The organism is Microbacterium sp. SZ1, from assembly GCF_002362255.1.
Lineage (GTDB): Bacteria > Actinomycetota > Actinomycetes > Actinomycetales > Microbacteriaceae > Microbacterium.
This window is the reverse complement of the sequence record NZ_LPVV01000007.1, coordinates 83,632-100,463: the sequence shown is the minus strand read 5'-3', so window position 1 is coordinate 100,463 and position 16,832 is coordinate 83,632. Positions and strand designations below refer to the sequence as shown.

General features: G+C 71.3%; 13 protein-coding genes. 11 read left to right on the top strand and 2 right to left on the bottom strand.

Features of this window, described 5'->3' with window-relative positions:
• On the bottom strand, window positions 1–3,382 hold a 3,382-nt coding region (locus AUC47_RS06765; protein WP_143740709.1), incomplete at its 3' end, for a sugar-binding protein.
• Window positions 3,383–3,603: 221 nt separating this feature from the next.
• Here AUC47_RS06765 and AUC47_RS06760 point away from each other — a divergent pair.
• From AUC47_RS06760 to AUC47_RS16710, 8 genes are all read left to right on the top strand, one after another.
• Entirely contained in the window at window positions 3,604–4,968 is a 1,365-nt protein-coding gene (locus AUC47_RS06760) for an extracellular solute-binding protein (RefSeq protein WP_179297545.1), read from the top strand.
• 76 nt (window positions 4,969–5,044) lie between these two features.
• Window positions 5,045–5,974, top strand: a complete 930-nt coding sequence (locus AUC47_RS06755; RefSeq protein WP_096714448.1) for a carbohydrate ABC transporter permease — start codon at window positions 5,045–5,047, stop codon at window positions 5,972–5,974.
• Window positions 5,974–6,897 carry a carbohydrate ABC transporter permease gene (locus AUC47_RS06750; RefSeq protein ID WP_096714447.1) on the top strand — a complete coding sequence of 308 codons (924 nt, stop codon included), beginning with the start codon at window positions 5,974–5,976 and terminating at the stop codon, window positions 6,895–6,897. The genes AUC47_RS06755 and AUC47_RS06750 overlap by 1 nt, the downstream gene beginning before the upstream one ends.
• A complete protein-coding gene (locus AUC47_RS06745) occupies window positions 6,894–7,790 on the top strand; it encodes an NAD-dependent epimerase/dehydratase family protein (protein ID WP_096714446.1) in 897 nt (298 codons plus the stop codon). Before AUC47_RS06750 ends, AUC47_RS06745 begins: the two co-directional genes overlap by 4 nt.
• Complete coding sequence (locus AUC47_RS06740; RefSeq protein WP_096714445.1) at window positions 7,787–9,055, top strand: enolase C-terminal domain-like protein; 1,269 nt, start codon at window positions 7,787–7,789, stop codon at window positions 9,053–9,055. The genes AUC47_RS06745 and AUC47_RS06740 overlap by 4 nt, the downstream gene beginning before the upstream one ends.
• A gap of 39 nt (window positions 9,056–9,094) precedes the next feature.
• Window positions 9,095–10,384 (top strand): apiosidase-like domain-containing protein, encoded by a 1,290-nt coding sequence (locus AUC47_RS06735; protein WP_096714444.1) that lies wholly within the window; start codon window positions 9,095–9,097, stop codon window positions 10,382–10,384.
• The gene (locus AUC47_RS16715; protein WP_179297544.1) at window positions 10,381–11,265 is read left to right on the top strand and encodes a hypothetical protein; all 885 of its coding nucleotides are present in this window, start codon (window positions 10,381–10,383) and stop codon (window positions 11,263–11,265) included. Before AUC47_RS06735 ends, AUC47_RS16715 begins: the two co-directional genes overlap by 4 nt.
• A gap of 35 nt (window positions 11,266–11,300) precedes the next feature.
• On the top strand, window positions 11,301–12,320 hold the full coding sequence (locus AUC47_RS16710; protein ID WP_179297543.1) for a LacI family DNA-binding transcriptional regulator: 1,020 nt from the start codon (window positions 11,301–11,303) through the stop codon (window positions 12,318–12,320).
• A gap of 21 nt (window positions 12,321–12,341) precedes the next feature.
• On the opposite strand, the gene AUC47_RS06725 is transcribed toward AUC47_RS16710, so the two are convergent.
• Window positions 12,342–12,635 carry a DUF7882 family protein gene (locus tag AUC47_RS06725; RefSeq protein ID WP_096714442.1) on the bottom strand — a complete coding sequence of 98 codons (294 nt, stop codon included), beginning with the start codon at window positions 12,633–12,635 and terminating at the stop codon, window positions 12,342–12,344.
• A 251-nt stretch (window positions 12,636–12,886) separates the two neighbouring features.
• Here AUC47_RS06725 and AUC47_RS06720 point away from each other — a divergent pair, with 251 nt between their 5' ends.
• From AUC47_RS06720 to AUC47_RS06710, 3 genes are read left to right on the top strand one after another with little or no spacing between them, the layout of a single operon-like run.
• A complete protein-coding gene (locus tag AUC47_RS06720) occupies window positions 12,887–13,297 on the top strand; it encodes a GtrA family protein (protein ID WP_256999473.1) in 411 nt (136 codons plus the stop codon).
• Entirely contained in the window at window positions 13,294–14,751 is a 1,458-nt protein-coding gene (locus AUC47_RS06715) for a glycosyltransferase (RefSeq protein WP_096714440.1), read from the top strand. Before AUC47_RS06720 ends, AUC47_RS06715 begins: the two co-directional genes overlap by 4 nt.
• Window positions 14,748–16,760, top strand: coding sequence for an ArnT family glycosyltransferase (locus AUC47_RS06710; RefSeq protein ID WP_096714439.1), 2,013 nt, complete (start codon window positions 14,748–14,750; stop codon window positions 16,758–16,760). The genes AUC47_RS06715 and AUC47_RS06710 overlap by 4 nt, the downstream gene beginning before the upstream one ends.
• The last annotated feature ends 72 nt before the right edge of the window (window positions 16,761–16,832 follow it).

Sequence of the window (16,832 nt, the reverse complement as noted above, 5' to 3'; positions counted from 1 at the left end):
GCGGATCGCCCGTCGCCGCACCGGTCGCGGCACCGCTCACTGCGCCACCCGAACCGGTGCCGTTGCCGGTGCCGTTACCGGTGCCGGTGCCGGGGCCGCCCGTCCCGGGACCGCCGGTCCCGGGGTCGACGTCGGCGGCGAGCAGGCGAACGGGAAGGAACTCGGCCGAGTCCTTCTCGCCCGCGATGCCGCCGCCCCACGACAGGTACCCGTCGCGTCCTGCGCCGTCGGCCTCGTTGACGATGAGCGCGCTGCTCAGCAGAGCCGACGACGGGTCGACCCCGGTGAGCCGCACCCACGGCACCGACGCCTCATAGACAGTGGTCTGCGCAGCCTCGTCACGGACCACCGCGACCTGGGAGCCCGCGACCGTGCCTGCGGCAACGCCCGCAGCGAGCCAGCGGTAGAGCTGCGGCCCCTCGGCAGTCAGCGCCATCCCGAGCTCGTGCCAGGTCGTCGCCGCGCCCGGCGCACCGGCCGCGACCGTGAACTGCACCGAATCGCCCTGCCAGATGTTGGATCCGGCGGCCGGCTGGTCGTGCACGTCGTCGAGCACCTCGATGCTCACGTAGAGATTCTCCTCGTCCCACGTGTACCAGAACCGGGCGGACTGATCGGTCGACGCGGCGAACGCCGCGAGCAGCCCGCCGGTCTGACCCTCGAGCACCACCGGGGTGAGGTCGTTGAGGTCGTCCAGCACGCCGTCGACCGTGATCGCGCGGTGCGCGGCGCCGAGCGCTTCGTCCACGGCGAGCGGGGCGACAGCGCCCGATGCCGTGAGCTCGCGCCCTCCGACGAGAGCGGATGCCGTCCAGGTCGTGCGCTCGGTGATCCCGTCGAGCGCGATGTCGACGACGAGCGATTCGTGCGCGGCCACCTCCTCCTGCTCGGCCCGCGTCGTGGTGGATCCGCCGAGGACCGACGTCAGGCGGTCGACCGTCACGGGCTCGTCCGAGGCGTTGCGCAGGGTGAGGCGCAGCACCGATTCGCCAGCGGCGTCGATGGCCTGCGCGCCGGTCAGGGTGACCGGTTCGCTGACCGTCGTGGTCGCCGTGAGCGAGCCGAGCAGCGTGCTGCCGCGGTACAGGTCGCCGACGACGACGTGCTGTCCGAGCGCTGTGGCGGCGGGCAGCGCGAAGTCAACCGCGCCGACCTGGCCGGCGGCCACGGTCTGCGCGACCTCCTGCCCATCGGGGAACACGAGGCGGTACGCGCCCTCGGTGCTGGACGCGGCGTTGTCGATGCTCCAGTGCGCGGCGATCGGCTGTCCGAGGTAGGCGGGGTCGAGCGTGAGCACGGTGGCCGACGCGGTCACACCCGTGACGGCGCCCTGCAGGTACACGGGCCCCTGCCGCAGGTCGATCACGAGGTCCGAACCGGCGCCGGCCTGGACGACCCGCGAGGAGCCGTACATGTCGGTGATGGTGACATCGCCCTGGAGCGCCACCGTGACCGCGCGCGGCGACGTCGACCACAGCGCCCGCACCGGACCGCCGGGGGTCTGGAATCCGATGTTCCACAGGTCGGCGATGGAGGTGTCGCGAGTCGCCGAGTGCGCACCGGCCAGCACGTCGGCCGCCGTCGAGTAGCTCACGAAGGCGGGCTTCGGCGTGTACGCGCCGAGCGGGTCGTTCGCCGCGTGCAGCAGACCGAAGTTCTCCTCGGTCTCCGCCGCGTTCACGCCGTCGTTCACGAGGTCGTAGACGTAGTAGCGCTCGACGTCGTGCAGCGCGGTGATGACCGCCGACTTCGCGATGTTCGCCGCCTGCGTCTGCTCGTCGACAGCGCGGGCGTTGGTGCCTGTCGGCCATCCGTGCTCGGTGACCCACAGCGGGATCGACTCGCCGTCGTTGTACTCGCGCACGAGCGCGTCGATGCGGGTCAGCGTCTCGTCGAGGGCCTCTGCTCCCACCGGGTAGCTGTAGGGGTGCAGCACGATGCCGTCGAGGTAGTCCAGCGCGCCGAGGCGGAAGGTGTTCTCGAGCCAGTCGGTGTTGAGGTTCGCGATGGCCGGTCCGATGACGGGCAGGTCGGGGTCGACCGCCTTGACCGCCGGCGACGCCGACTTCAGCAGGTTCACGTAGTGCTCGGGGGCGACGTTCGTGTTGCCGCCGAGACCGAGGTCCCACTCGTTCCAGATCTCGATACCCGCGGCCATGTCGCCGAACTCCGTCGCCATCTCGGCGGCGTAGGCGGAGTACGCCGCGACGGCTTCCGCGCTCACGGGTCCGTTGCCGCCGTCGTACAGCGGGTTGCCGTAGCCGGCGAGCAGCAGCGGCCGCGTGCCGGTGGCGCGGGCCTGATCGAGGAACTCCGCGCGGGCGACCGACCAGTCGTAGACGCCGGGGGTCTTCTCGACGTCGCTCCAGTACGGCTCGTCGCGGAACTGCGCGACCCCGCCGACGGCGAGCGCGGGCATCGAGGCGAAGTCGCGGTGCTGCCCGTAGTGGGTCACCGCTCCGAACCGCCCCTCGGCGGTCTCGGCGACGTCGGTCTCGGCGAGCACGGCCATGGTCGTCTGTGCGCCACCGATGCGGATGCCGTCGGCGAGGGCGTCGACCGTGAGGCCGTACCAGCCGCGAGCGAGGGTCCCGAGGTCCAGGGAGCCATCGGCGGGCTCCTGCCCGGAGGCCACCACCCGGCCGTCGGCCGCCGTGGTGCGCCAGGCGACCGTGTCGGCCGTCGTCTCGTAGGGCAGGGCGACGGCATCCCCGGCGGTGAAGAGGTTGCCGAAGGCACCGGCCGACAGCGTGAACCCGGGGGTGACGTCGGCGGCACTGATCGTGATGTCGTCGATGAGAGCGCGGGCGGTGGTCGAGGTGGTGTCGGGGCGAGCCCAGGAGTTCACGACGAACCCGATCTGCTGCGCCGGCCCGTGCCATTCGCCGTCGGCCGCGCCGCCCCAGGCGCCGTGGCTGGGGTCGTCGGTGGGCGAGGCGAGCGTGATCTCCTGCCAGCCGTCCACGTCGGGCACCGGCAGGAAGGTCTGGTGCGTCTGCCCGGTCGCGTCGACGAGCTGAACACCGATCGTGTTCAGGTTCTCGGCGTCGATCCAGAACGAGGCGGAGTCGAGGTCGACACCGCCGAGCGAGCGGGCGGCCATCTCCCAGCTGTCGGTGCCGCGCACCGCGGTGTCGAGCAGAACCTCGACCGACGACGAGCCGGTGTGCCCGCGGTCCGCCGCGCGAGGGGTGCTCGGCGACACGGTCGTGCCGTCGAAGGCGCTGGCGGACCAGCCGGCCAGGTCCTCCACGCCGATCGTCGTGTCGGCGGCGACGGCCGCCGCGGGAAGCGCGAGGGCGCCCACCGCGATGAGCGCCCCGCCCAGGGTCAGCGATCGGCGGCGCGTGGTGCGCGACGACCGGGGTGTGCGTGATCTCACTCTGTCTCCTCTTCGAGCCAAGGTCGATGAAATGGGGAAATCGGTTGCCCTTCGGCATCCTTGCGACACCGACGGAGTCTTGTCAAGCACCGACTCGCCCGCGATGGCACGTTGGAACGCCGGTTAAGATTGGCTTTGACGAACCGGCATCCCACCTGGTAGACATCGGTAGAGCAATCGCTTTTCCCGCACAGCAGCACCACCCGAACGAAGGAGTTCCCATGACGAAGCGCATCCGCGCTGCCGCGGCCCTCGTCGCCATCGGCGGCCTGGCCGCCGGTCTCGCCGCCTGCTCATCCGACCCGTCGCCCGACTCGGGCTCGGACGGCCAGATCACCATCGAGGTCGGCGACCGCCCCTCGGCGGACCGGCCGGAGGACCGCGAGTACTTCGACGAGCGCGTCGCCGCGTTCGAGAAGGCCAACCCCGACATCGACATCGAGGCCGTCGAGACCGGCTACGACGCCAGCACGTTCCAGGCCCTCGCCGCGGGCGGCTCGCTCCCCGACGTCCTCAGCGTGCCGCTCACCGAGCCGCAGGGCCTCATCAAGCGGGGCCAGGCGGCCGACATCACCGACGCCCTCCGCTCGGAGCACCTCCTCGACTCGCTGAACCCCACCATCCTCGACCTCGCGTCGGATGCCGACGGCAAGGTCTACGCCGTCCCGACCAACGCCTACTCGTTCGGACTCGTCTACAACCGCTCGCTGTTCACGGCGGCGGGACTCGACCCCGACGCCCCGCCCACGACGTGGGACGAGGTGCGCGCGGCCGCGAAGCAGATCACCGAGAAGACCGGCGCGGCCGGCTTCTCCGCCCTCACCACCGCGAACACCGGCGGATGGCAGTTCAGCGGCATCACGTACTCGTTCGGCGGCACCATCGAGAACGAGGACGGAAGCAAGGCGACCTTCGACGACGCCCCGTCGACCGAGGCGCTCGAGCTGCTGCACGCCATGCGCTTCGAAGACGGCACCCTGCCCGCGAACACCCTGTACGACATGGACACCCAGGGTCAGGACTTCGCAGCGGGCAAGATCGGCATGATGATCGCCGCGACCGACCGCTACTACGGTGTCGTGCAGAACCTGAAGCTGCCGGCCGAGGACTTCGGGATCGGTGGGATGCCGCAGGACGGCGGAGTGAACGGCACCCTGTCCGGCGGCAGCGTGCAGATCGTGAAGCCCGACGCCTCGGAGGAGGAGAAGGCCGCCGCGGTGAAGTGGATCAAGTTCTTCTACCTCGAGCGCTACTTCGACCAGGACGTCGCGGTCGCCGATGCGAAGGCGTCGAACGAGGCCGGCTCCGTGACGGGCCTGCCCGGACTCGCGGTCGTGAACACCGACGCGTACGACACGTACTTCGAGTGGATCGCCGACTACATCAACGTGCCGTCCGACAACTTCACGCCCTACCTCGAGGCGTCGACCGAGATCCCGATCGTCCCCGAGCCCGTGAACAACGCCCAGGAGGTCTACGGCGCTCTCGACGGCGTCATCCAGGCCGTGCTCACCGACGAGAACGCCGACATCCCGGCGCTGCTCGAGAAGGCGCAGACCGACGTCCAGGGCCGCCTCGGCCGCTGACCCTCAGGTCGCCACATCCCACCGCGATCGGGGCGGGACACCGCTCCCGCCCCGATCCCTCCCGTCCGGAGAACAGATGTACCAGAACCGCTCCCATGGTCGCGCCGGCTCCGCGCCGACCGCGACCACCCGCCGCTGGCGTCGCCTGCGCCCCGGACTCGTCGCCCTCGGCATCGCGGCCCCCGCGATCCTCGTCTACCTGTACTTCTCGTGGGGACCCATCGTCTCGTCGCTCGTGATGAGCGTGCAGACCGTCACCCCCGGTCAGGACGCGCAGTGGGTCGGCATCGAGAACTTCGCGTACGTGCTCTCCGACCCCCAGCTCCCCCAGGCCGCGCTGAACACCGTCTACTACACGCTCCTCGCGATCGTGTTCGGCTTCCCCGTGCCCCTCGCCCTCGCGGTGCTGATCGCCGAGCTCCGCGGGCACCGCTGGTACTTCAGCGCCCTCGCCTACCTTCCCGTGATGGTGCCGCCGGTCGTCGCCATCCTGCTGTGGAAGTTCTTCTACGACCCGTCGTCCGACGGCGTCTTCAACACGATCCTCGGCGCGATCGGCATCGGACCTGTCCCGTGGCTCACCTCCCCCGCGTTCGCGATGCCGTCGATCGTGCTCGAGACCACGTGGGCGGGAGCCGGAACGGCCGTCATCATCTACATCGCGGCGCTCACCAGCATCCCCACCGAGCTCTACGAGGCCGCCGAGCTCGACGGCGCCGGCATCTGGAGCCGCGTCTGGCACGTCGCCCTGCCGCAGATGCGCGGCATCATCGGCACCATGCTGCTGCTGCAGGTCATCGGCACCATGCAGATCTTCACCGAGCCGTTCCTCTTCACCGGCGGCGGCCCTCTCGGCGCCACCAAGACGCTGCTCATGACGATCTACGACTACGCCTTCGTCCGCGTCGACTACGGCGCGGCGACCGCGCTCAGCGTCCTGCTCGCCGCCGTGCTCTGCGTCTTCGCCTTCCTGTATGCCCGCCTGACCCGTCGCTGGAGCGCCTGATGAGCATCCTCGCCCGCCCTCGTCGCTCCGCCGACGCCGCACCGGCTCCTCGCACCAACATCTCCGACTCCGACCGCCGTCGCCCCGTCGTGCGCGTGACGCTCGCGATCGTGCAGACCCTCGTGCTGGTCGCCCTCCTCGTCGCGGGGCTCGGCCCCCTCGTCTGGCTCGCACTGGCAGCGGTCTCCCCCACCCAGGACCTCATCCGCGAGCCGTTCGCGTTCTTCACCAGCGGTGTCGTGCAGTGGGAGAACATCGGCATCGCGTGGGAGCGCGGTCGTATCGGGCACTACCTGCTCAACACCGCCGTGCTCGCACTCGGCGCGACCGTCGCGACCCTGGTCGTGTCGACCACCGCCGCGTTCGTGATCACGGTGCTGCGACCGAAGTGGGGCAAGCTGCTCTCCGGCGCGATCCTGGCCACCCTCTTCGTGCCGGGCATCGTCGCGCTCGTCCCGCTCTACCTCACGGTGCGGGAGCTCCCCGTGCTCGGCATCTCGCTGCTGAACACCCCGTGGGCGATCTGGCTCCCCGCGGCGGCCACCGCGTTCAACGTGCTCATCATCGCGCGGTTCCTCGAGTCGATCCCCGCCGACCTGTACGACGCCGCGCGCATCGACGGCGCCGGCGCGCTCCGCATCCTGTGGAGCATCGTGCTGCCGCTGTCGAAGCCGATCCTCGGCGTGGTGGCGCTGCTCTCGGTCGTGGCCTCCTGGAAGGACTACCTCTGGCCGCTGCTGGTGCTCCCCGATCCCGATCGGCAGCCGGTGTCGGTGGCGCTGCCGCGCCTCGCCGCGCAGACGGAGCTCAGCGTGCAGATGGCGGCGCTGTTCCTGTCGCTCATCATCCCCGTGGTGCTGTTCCTGGTGTTCCAGCGGCAGTTCCTGCGCGGCGCGAGCATGGCCGGAGGGGTGAAGGGATGACCCGCGTCCTCGTCACGGGCGCCGACGGCGAGATCGGTCGCGCCGCGAGCGCGGAGCTCCTCCGCGCCGGCTACGACGTCACCGCCCTCTCCCTCTCGTACGCCTCCGAGCACCCGGCCGACCGCGTGCTCGTGGGCGACACGTCCTCGGTCGACGACGTGGCCGCCGCGCTCGACGGAGCGGACGCCGTGGCGCACTTCGCCGCGATCCCGCACCCGACCCTCGGCACCCCGTACGAGGTGTTCCGGGTCAACACCGACTCCACCTTCAACGTGCTCGAGCAGGCGGGCAGCCGCGGCATCCGTCGTGCGGTGATCGCGAGCAGCATCAACGCGCTCGGCTACCCGAACAACCCGCACCGCGCCTTCCCGCCGTCCTTCCCCCTGCGGGAGGACACCCCGTCCGACGTCGCCGACGCGTACTCGCTGTCGAAGGGCGTCGACGAGCAGACCGCCCGCTACGCGCACCGCCGCCACGGCATCGACGTGGTCGCGCTGCGGTTCCCGCTCGTCAAGTGGCCCGAGGTGCTGCTCCGGGCGGCGGCCGAGGTCGCCGAGGACCCCGCGTCGATGGCCCGCGAGGGCTGGGCGTACCTGACGATGGCGGATGCCGCCAGGGCCGTGCGCGTCGCGATCGAGGCGACGACCACCGGCGTCCTCGTGGCGGGACTCAGCGCCGACGACACACTGCTCGACGAGCCGACGACCGTGCTGCTCGCCCGGTACGCCCCCGGCATCCCCGCCGACTCCCCCGTGGACGCCTCCTCGCCACTCGTCGATGCGAGCGTCGCCGCGACCGTGCTCGGTTTCCGGCCGGCGGAGTCGATCCACGACGGCACGGCGACGGCCCCGCTCGCCCCACCGTCTCTCACCCCGACGAGGAACATCCCGTGACCGACCACACCCCTCCACCGCTCACGTTCGCCCAGCCCTGGACGGCGCGCGACGACGTGCGCATCACCGACGTCCGCGCGGTGGTCACGGCGCCCGAGGGCATCCCGCTCGTCGTCGTGAAGGTGCTCACGAGCGACGACGGTCTGTACGGACTCGGCTGTGCCACCTTCACGCAGCGCTGGCAGGCGGTGGTCGCGTACCTCGACCACATCCGCCCGCTGCTGGTTGGCCGCTACCCCGGCGACATCGAGGATCTGACGCGGCTCGTCCGCTTCTCCGCGTACTGGCGCGAGGGCCCGGTGGGCAACAACGCGCTCTCGGGTGTCGACATGGCGCTGTGGGACATCGCGGGCAAGCGCGCGGGCATGCCCGTCTATGAACTGCTCGGCGGCCGGGTCCGCGCGGCGGCCGAGGTGTACCTGCACGCCGAGGGACCGGATGCCGAGGCCACGGCCGCGCACGCGGAGGAGCTGCGCGCGGCGGGGCTCCGTCACATCCGCATCCAGACCGGACAGCAGGGCATCGGCCACTACGGGGCGCCGCCCGCCCCGGGCCTGTACGACTGGGCCCGCAATCCGGAGGGCTGGCGGGTCTCGGAGTACCTGCGCCGTACGCCCGAGCTCTTCGCCCGGATGCGCGAGCTGCTCGGCGACGACGTCGAACTGCTGCACGACGTGCACTCCCGCCTCTCGCCGCGGCAGGCCATCGCGCTGCTGCGCGACCTCGAGCCGCACCGCCCGTTCTTCATCGAGGATGTGCTCGCCCCCGAGCACTGGGACCGCCTGCCCGAGGTCGCGGCCGTCTCGTCGGTGCCCCTGGCCGTCGGCGAGCTGGCGACCTCGTTCACCGAGGCCGCCCGCCTCGTGCGCACCCACTCCGTCGACTACCTGCGCGCGCACATCTCCGACGTCGGCGGACTCAGCGCGGCCCGGCGGCTGGCCGTGCTCGCCGACATCGACGGCGTCCGCACGGCCTGGCACTCGCCCGGTGACGCCTCGCCGTTCGCCGTCGCGGCGGCGGTCGCGCTCGACGTCTCCTCCCCCGCGTTCGGCGTTCAGGAGGGCCACGTCTACAACGAGGCGAGCCACGAGGTCTTCCCCGGCATGCTCGACATCGAGCACGGCTGGCTCACCCCGAGCGATGCGCCGGGCTGGGGCGTCGACCTCGACGAGCGCGCCGCCGCCCGCTTCCCCGCCGGCCTCTCCGGCCACGACGGCTGGGCGGCCGGGGTCCGCTCGACCGACGGCGCACTGATCGCCCCCTGACCGCCCCCGTTCACCCCTCCGAACTCCGAAAGCACTCGCATGCCCACGTGGTCCCTCGCGCCCTCCCGGCGCTCCCTGCTCCGCGACGGAGCACCTGCCTTCCTGCTCGCCGACACCACCTGGGCCGCGTTCAGCGGACCGACCGACGAGGAGTGGACCGACTACCTCGTGCGGCGCCGCCGTCAGGGCTTCACGGGCCTGCTCATCAGCGTGCTTCCGATCGAGCACGACCGCTCCGAGGGCGGGCTGTCGCCGTACGTCGTGCGCGACGGACGCCTCGACCTCGACGGCGGCGACGCGGAGTACTGGCCGCGGGCCGAGCGGATGCTGGAGGAGGCGGTGGAGCACGGCTTCACACCGATGCTCGTGCTGCTGTGGAACAACTTCGTGCCGGCGACGTGGGGCGCGGGACTCACCCCTGAGCTCGTGCTCGACGAGCAGCAGACCCTCTCCCACGTGCGCGCGACCGTCGAGCGGTTCGCCCGATTCGACCCGATCTGGATCGTCTCCGGTGACGACGACCTCGACTCCGAGGTCGCGCTCGCCCGCTACTCGCTGGCCGCCGCCGAGGTGCGCCGACTCGCTCGCGACGCACTCGTCACCTGGCACAGCACCCCCACCGCGCGGATGCCGGAGGCCATCGCCGACGGCGAGCTGCTCGACCTGCACGGTCTCCAGCCGGGGCACAACCAGGACTGGGACACGCTGCCCCGCGACCTCGTCCGCCACTACGCGGCGTTCTCGGTGCCGCGGCCGATAGTGAACCTCGAGCCCTGCTACGAGGGACTCGGCCGCTTCGCCGGCCGCGCGCGGCACTCGCGGGCCGACGTGCGACGGGCCAGCTGGACCGGTGTCGTGGCCGGGGCGGCCGCAGGACTCGGGTACGGCGCGCACGGTGTGTGGAGCTGGCACCGTCGCGGCACCGGGTTCACAGCCGAGAACGTGCACGGCATGCCGTTCCCGTTCTCGGTGGCGATGGAGTTCCCCGGCGCTGACGACGTCGGTTTCCTCCGCCGGGTGGTCGAGGGCGAGGTCCTGTTCGACCTCGACGAAGCTGCTGATCTGCTCATGGCGGAGCCGTCGGGCGCGGTCGTCGGGCGGACCGGTGACCGGGTCGCGGTCTACGCGCCCGAGGCGTTCGCTCTCACGCTGCGCCTCGACCCCGCCGACATCGTCGATGTGCGCGTCTACGACCTCGACGCCCGGCGGATCGACGCGGCGCAGTGGTCGCCGGTCGAGCACGACGGCGCCCCCGGCATCCGTCTCGAGCAGACCGAGTTCGCCGGCGACGCGCTGTTCGTGATCGACCTCGGCGCGGAGACTCCATGACGTCGGACCCCGCGACGTCGGACCCCGTGACGTCGGACGACGTGGTCGTCGCCGCGCACGGCATCCGCGTCGGGGTGTCGAGGGCCGGCGGGGCGATCTCGTCGATCGAGGCGCACGGCGTCGAGCTGCTCGCGCGCACCCCCTGGGCGGACGAGGGGCTCGGCGGAGAGGGCGATGCCTGGCGGATGCCGTCGAGCAGCGCCGAATGGCATCGACGCTATCCCGGCGGCTGGCACCTGCTGGCCCCGGCGGCGGGCGACCCGTCACCCGAGGCCGCCGTCGAGCAGCCGTTCCACGGCGAGGCGGCCTGGCGGTCGTGGCGCGTGCGCGCCGAGGGCGACGCGGCGATCGTCGCGGAGGTGCTGCTGCGCACCGCGCCGCTGCGGGTGACCCGCACGGTGACCGTCTCGGAGGGGTGTGTGACCGTCGACACCGTGCTGCGCAACGACAGCGGCGGCGATCAGCACGTCGTCTGGGTCGAGCACCCGGCCCTCGCGGGGGCGCTCTTCGACGACGCCGAGGTCACGCTCGGGGCCGATGGCGCCGACCGGGCCGAGCGTGTCACGGTGGGGATCGTGACTGCGCCCGGGTCGCGGTTCGACGACTTCGACGCCCCCTCCGGACGCGTCCTGGTCGCGTCGAGGTCGGCCGGCATCGATGCGACGATGACGTGGGATGCCGCGCTGCTCCCCCGCCTGTACGTCTGGCAGGAGCGCCGTGGGTCGGAGGGATTCCCGTGGTGGGGCGCGGTCGACGCGGTCGGGCTCGAACCGGCATCCGACCCCTACGGCACGGCGACCCTCGGGTCGGGTTCGGTGACGGTGCCCGCCCACGGCGAGCGCCGCACCCGCCTGACGTGGGAGATCCGGCCGCGCGAGTGAGCGTCGCAGCACCGGATCGCTACAATCGTTCTGCGATGTCAAGCAAAGCGATTTCCCTCAAGGACGTGGCCGCCATCGCGGGGGTCTCCGTCTCGACCGCATCCAAGGTGCTGCGCGGTGGGGGCAAGGCATCGGACGCCACTCGCGAGCGCATCCTCGAAGCCGCGGCGCGCCTGGACTACGAGCCCAACGCGCTGGGCCAGTTCCTCGCTCAGGGGCGCAGCGCCACCATCGGCGTGCTCACCCTCAACGCGCCTGGCGCGTTCACGATGCCGGTGCTCACGGCCGCGACGACGGCTCTCGGGGCACGAGACCTGTCGGTGCTCGTGTCGGACTCCCGGCTCGACCGCGCGGTCGTCGCCGCGACGGTGCGCAAGTTCCGTGCACGAAAGGTCGACGGGCTGCTCGTCGTCGGAGACGGCAGCGGCACCGCGATGCGCTCCGTGACGGCAGGGTTCACCGTGCCCGTCGTGTACGCCTACGGGTTCTCGGACGAGCCGGACGACGTGTCGTTCGTGCACAACGGCCAGGTCGCGGGCGAGCTCGCCGGCCGCCACCTGATCGACCTCGGCCGACGACGGATCGCGCACATCGGCGCCTCGCTCGACGACCACTCCGCGCGGGAGCGCGCCGAAGGACTGACCTCGGTGCTGGCCGCCGAGGGTCTCGAGCTCGTCGGCGGGGCCGGGTTCCACGGTGACTGGTCCCGCTCATGGGGGCGCAGGGCCGCCGAGGACCTGCTCGCCTCCGGGCTCGAGTTCGACGCCGTGTTCTGCGGCAACGACACGATCGCCATGGCCGCATCCGAGGTCTTCCGGCAGGCAGGGCTCCGCATCCCGGCCGACGTCGCGATCGTCGGGTTCGACAATCTCGCCGGCCTCATGGACCAGCACGATCGCACGCTGACCACGATCGATCCGCTGCTCAGCACCGTGGGAGAGCGCGCGGCCGAGTACCTCGCCGACGCGATCGGCGGCGGCGCCTACGAGCCGGGAGTCCACCGCGTCGACGGCGTCCTCATCGAGGGCGAGTCGTCGGTCGGCCCGCGCTCCTGAGCCACACGCCGGTGCGGGCCTTCACTCGAGCTCGTCGAGGACCAGCTCGCCGCGCGCATTGAGCCGCGCCATCATCCGTTCGACGCGGCGCGGGTCGACCTTGGGCGCGGGGCTCTCGTCGAACTCCAGCACCATCGGGATGCTCGGGTGGATCCACGCCGACATCGCGCCGACCCCGTGGGACCCGTCGGGCCAGGTCATCATGAAGCTCTCCTGACGCCGCAGCTTGGTCGCGATGACGATCTTCACATGGACGAGGAGATCGTCGTCGATCTCGATCGCCGGACGCGAACTGTTGTACTCGAGCTTTCCCATGATCGAACAGTACCGCGCCACCACCCGTCCGATCGCGCTCGGGGACGGCGCTGATATACGGGCAACGGGCGCGTTCCCCGGGCCCGTGGTGCGTGAAAAAAACTTCCTGCTCGTTTCCGTGCAGACACGCCGGGGTGCCGCCGACGCGCACCAATCCGCACCGCGAGAGCCTCCGAACGCGCAGTATGACGCTCTCCCCCTCCGCGCCATTCCTTCGGCTGTCCCGACTCGCCTCCGCCGTGAGGCGAGCCGTGCCGCAGCTCGCCGCGTTCGGGGGCGTCGGTCTCATCGCCTTCGTCGTAGATGTCGGCGGGTACAACCTGCTTCGCGCCACCGTGATGTCGGAGCAGGTGATCTGGGCCAAGGTCATCTCCGTCTCGGTCGCCACGGGAGTCGCCTGGCTCGGGCATCGCTACCTGACCTTCCGCAGCACGCGGCGCCCTGCGGTCGCGAAGGAGCTCCTGCTCTTCCTCCTCGCCAACGGAGGAGGGCTGCTGATCGCCGCCGGATGCCTGTTCGTCTCGCACTACGTCCTCGGGTTCACCAGTCACCTCGCCGACAACATCGCCGGGAACGTGGTGGGTCTCGCCCTGGGCACCGTGTTCCGCTACCTCACCTACCGATTCCTGGTCTTCCGGACGCCTCAGGAGGCGACATCATGACACTCCTCGCGCACGCCCTCTCCCGACCCTTCGAAAGCGATCCCGCTCCCGGCCCCCTGCTGACCCCCGAACCCGAGCAGGCTCCGGCACCCGGCGTACCCAATCGAGAGGTGCTCGACCCCGGGCTCGTCGAGACGGCGCAGAGCGCATCCGGTGTCGACTGGGTCGCCTTCGCCGGGCACGTCGGGCTGGTCGCCGTGGCTCTCGCCCTCACCGCGGTCGCGGTGACGACGCTGTGGTGGATGCTGTACGCGTGGCGCTCGAAGAGCACCTACGACAGCACGGCGTTCTCGCGCGAACCGCGCCCCGCGCAGCACACCTTCACCCTTCTCGTGCCGGGCAGGCACGAGGAGGAGGTGATGGGGCAGACCCTCGACGCCCTGGCCGCGCAGACGCACCCCGACGTGCAGATCATCGCGATCGTCGGCGACGACGACCCCGGCACGACGGCGGTCGTGCGCGCGGCGGCCGCGCGCCACCCCGACCTCATCGAGGTCGTGGTGGATGACAGCGTGCCGAAGAACAAGCCGAAGGCGCTGAACCGCGCCCTGTCGTACGCGGGCGGCTCGATCGTCGGCGTGTTCGACGCCGAGGACGAGGTGCATCCGGAACTGCTGCGCCACATCGACTCCCGGTTCACCGAGACCGGCGCCACCGTCGTGCAGGGCGGAGTGCAGCTGATGAACTTCCGCTCGTCGTGGTGGTCGCTCCGCAACGTGCTCGAGTACTACTTCTGGTTCCGCTCCCGCCTGCACTTCCACGCCGGGGCGAAGTTCATCCCACTCGGCGGCAACACGGTGTTCGTGAAGCGCGACGCGCTCGAGCGCAACGGCGGGTGGGATGCGGAGTGCCTCGCCGAGGACTGCGAGCTCGGCGTGCGGCTCTCGAGCCAGGGCGAGAAGGTCGTCGTGGCGTACAGCCCCGAGTACGTCACCAGGGAGGAGACGCCCGGTACGCTGCCGTCGTTCTACAAGCAGCGCACCCGATGGAACCAGGGCTTCCTCCAGGTGCTGCGCAAGGGCGAGTGGCGGGCCCTCCCGACGCGCGGGCAGCGGCTCTTCGCGCGCTACATGCTCGCGATGCCGTTCCTGCAGGCCGCGACCGGTCTGCTCATCCCGCTGTCGCTCTTCCTGATCCTGGTAGTCAAGGTCCCGACCGTCGTCGCGCTGCTCACCTTCATCCCCCTCGCCCCGACGCTCGTGACGGTCGCGGTCGAGATCGCGGGCCTCAACGAGTTCGGCCGGCTGTACGGCGAGAAGGTGCGCATCCGCGACTACGTCCGCCTCGTCCTGGGCACGATCCCGTTCCAGGTGCTGCTCGCGGGCGCAGCCATCCGCGCCGTCTACCGCGAACTCCGCGGCGAGCGCGGGTGGGAGAAGACCGCGCACAGCGGCGCGCATCGCGAGCCGGCCACGGTCGCGTCCGCTCCGATCCGTGAGGAGGTCGCCGCATGAGCACGACACTCGAGAAGCCCGCCGATCTCGGGCGGGACACGACCGGCTCCGCCCCGGGCGCCGGCATCCGCCCCTCCGACACGACGCCGAGGACCCCCGGACGCGTGTCGCTCTGGCTCCGCACGCACGCACGCGATCTCGTCTGGCTCATCCCGGTGCTGCTCGTCAGCGCCGTGGTCAACTTCCTCAACGTCGGCGGCTCCCCCCAGCGCATCGACGACGAGGGCACGTACACCGCGCAGGCGTGGGCCGTGACCCATCTCGGCGAGCTCGCGCACTACACGTACTGGTACGACCACCCGCCGCTCGGCTGGTTGCAGATCGCCGGCTACACGCAGCTCACCGGCGCGTTCGAGCGCTGGGACGTCGCCGTCCTCGCCGGGCGCGAGGCCGTGCTGGTGGCCGCACTCGTCTCGGTCGTGCTGCTGTGGGCGCTCGCCCGCCGGCTCGGCATGTCGCGGGTCGCCGCAGCGGCCACGGGCCTCGTGTTCGCCCTGTCGCCCCTCGCACTGCAGTTCCACCGCACGGTCTACCTCGACAACGTCGCCGTGCCCTGGCTGCTCCTCGCCTTCTTCCTGGCGACGAACCGACGAGGCCAGCTCGCCGCGTTCGCCGGATCCGCCTTCGCGTTCGGCATCGCGGTGCTGACGAAGGAGACGTTCCTGCTCGCCCTGCCGTTCCTCGCCTGGGTGATGCTGCGCAGCGCCCGCCGCGAGACCCGCCGGTACACGCTCTCGGTGGCCGCCAGCATCCTGGTCCTGATCGGCGGCAGCTATCTGCTGCTCGCCGCCGTGAAGGGGGAGCTCTTCAGTGGCACGGATCGGGTCAGCCTCATGGAGGGCATCACCTTCCAGCTCGCCTCCCGCGAGGGCAGCGGATCGATAGCCGACCCGGACTCGCTCATCAACCGCACTCTCGGCATGTGGTGGCAGCTGGATCCGGTGTTCATCGTGCTGAGCCTCGTCGCCGCGGTGTTCGCGCTGCTCCTGCCGCGCCTGCGCCCGTACGCGGTGCTCGTGCTGGCCATGACCGCCTTCATGTTCCGGCCCGGCGGGTATCTCCCGGTGCCGTACGTCATCATGCTGATCCCCTTCGGCGCCCTCCTCATCGCCGGCGCAGCCGACAGCGCGGTGGCCCGCATCCGTCGGCGGTCGGCGTCGCACCGCGGTCTCGCGACCGGCTTCGTGGCCGTCGCCGCCGTGGGGGCGATCGTGGCGGTGCCGCTCTGGGCGACGCAGCTGCGCGGCTTCGTGCTCGCCGACCTCGACGCACCCCTCCGCGGTGCCGAGCAGTGGCTCGAGCAGAACGCCACCACCGATCAGCGCATCATCGTCGACGACGCCATGTGGGTCGACCTGGTGCGCGCCGGCTGGGATCGCGAGAACGTCATCTGGTACTACAAGCTCGACACCGATCCCGCCGTCCAGGCGGACTCGCCCAACGGATGGCGCGACGCCGACTACGTCGTCACGACGGATTCCATGCGCACGTTCCCCGGAGCGTTCCCGCAGGTGCAGCAGGCGATCGACAACTCCGTCGTCGTGGCCTCGTTCGGCTCGGGACCGCAGGCGGTCGAGGTGCGCCGCGTGACGATCGACGGCGCGGAGCAGGCGGCGATCTCGCTCGATGATGCGGTCTCGCAGCGCGCGCGTCTGGGTGCCGAGCTCGCGACCAACCCCGAGATCACGCTGGAGGATGCGGACCGCGACCGGCTGATCGCCGGACAGGTCGATGAGCGCATCATCGCCGTGCTCGCCGCGCTCGCCGGTTCGGGATCGGTCACCGTCTCGGGATTCCCCGTGGTGTCGGGCGAGGGCGACGAGTCGTTCCGTCAGCTCGCGATCTCATCGATCAGCGGAGCGCCCGTCGCCGACGGCGACCGGCTCACCCCGGAGGGGCGCGCGCTCCTCGACTCGCTCACCGGCGCCTACGAACCGGCCGAGGTGGCCGTCTCGGGCGACACCGTGGTGCTCCGGTACCCGATCTCGCTGCGGCCCCTGCTGCCCTGACAGCACTCCCGAACCGACAGACCGACCGACCGACAGACAGCCACACGGAACGCACGACCCATCGAGAAGGAG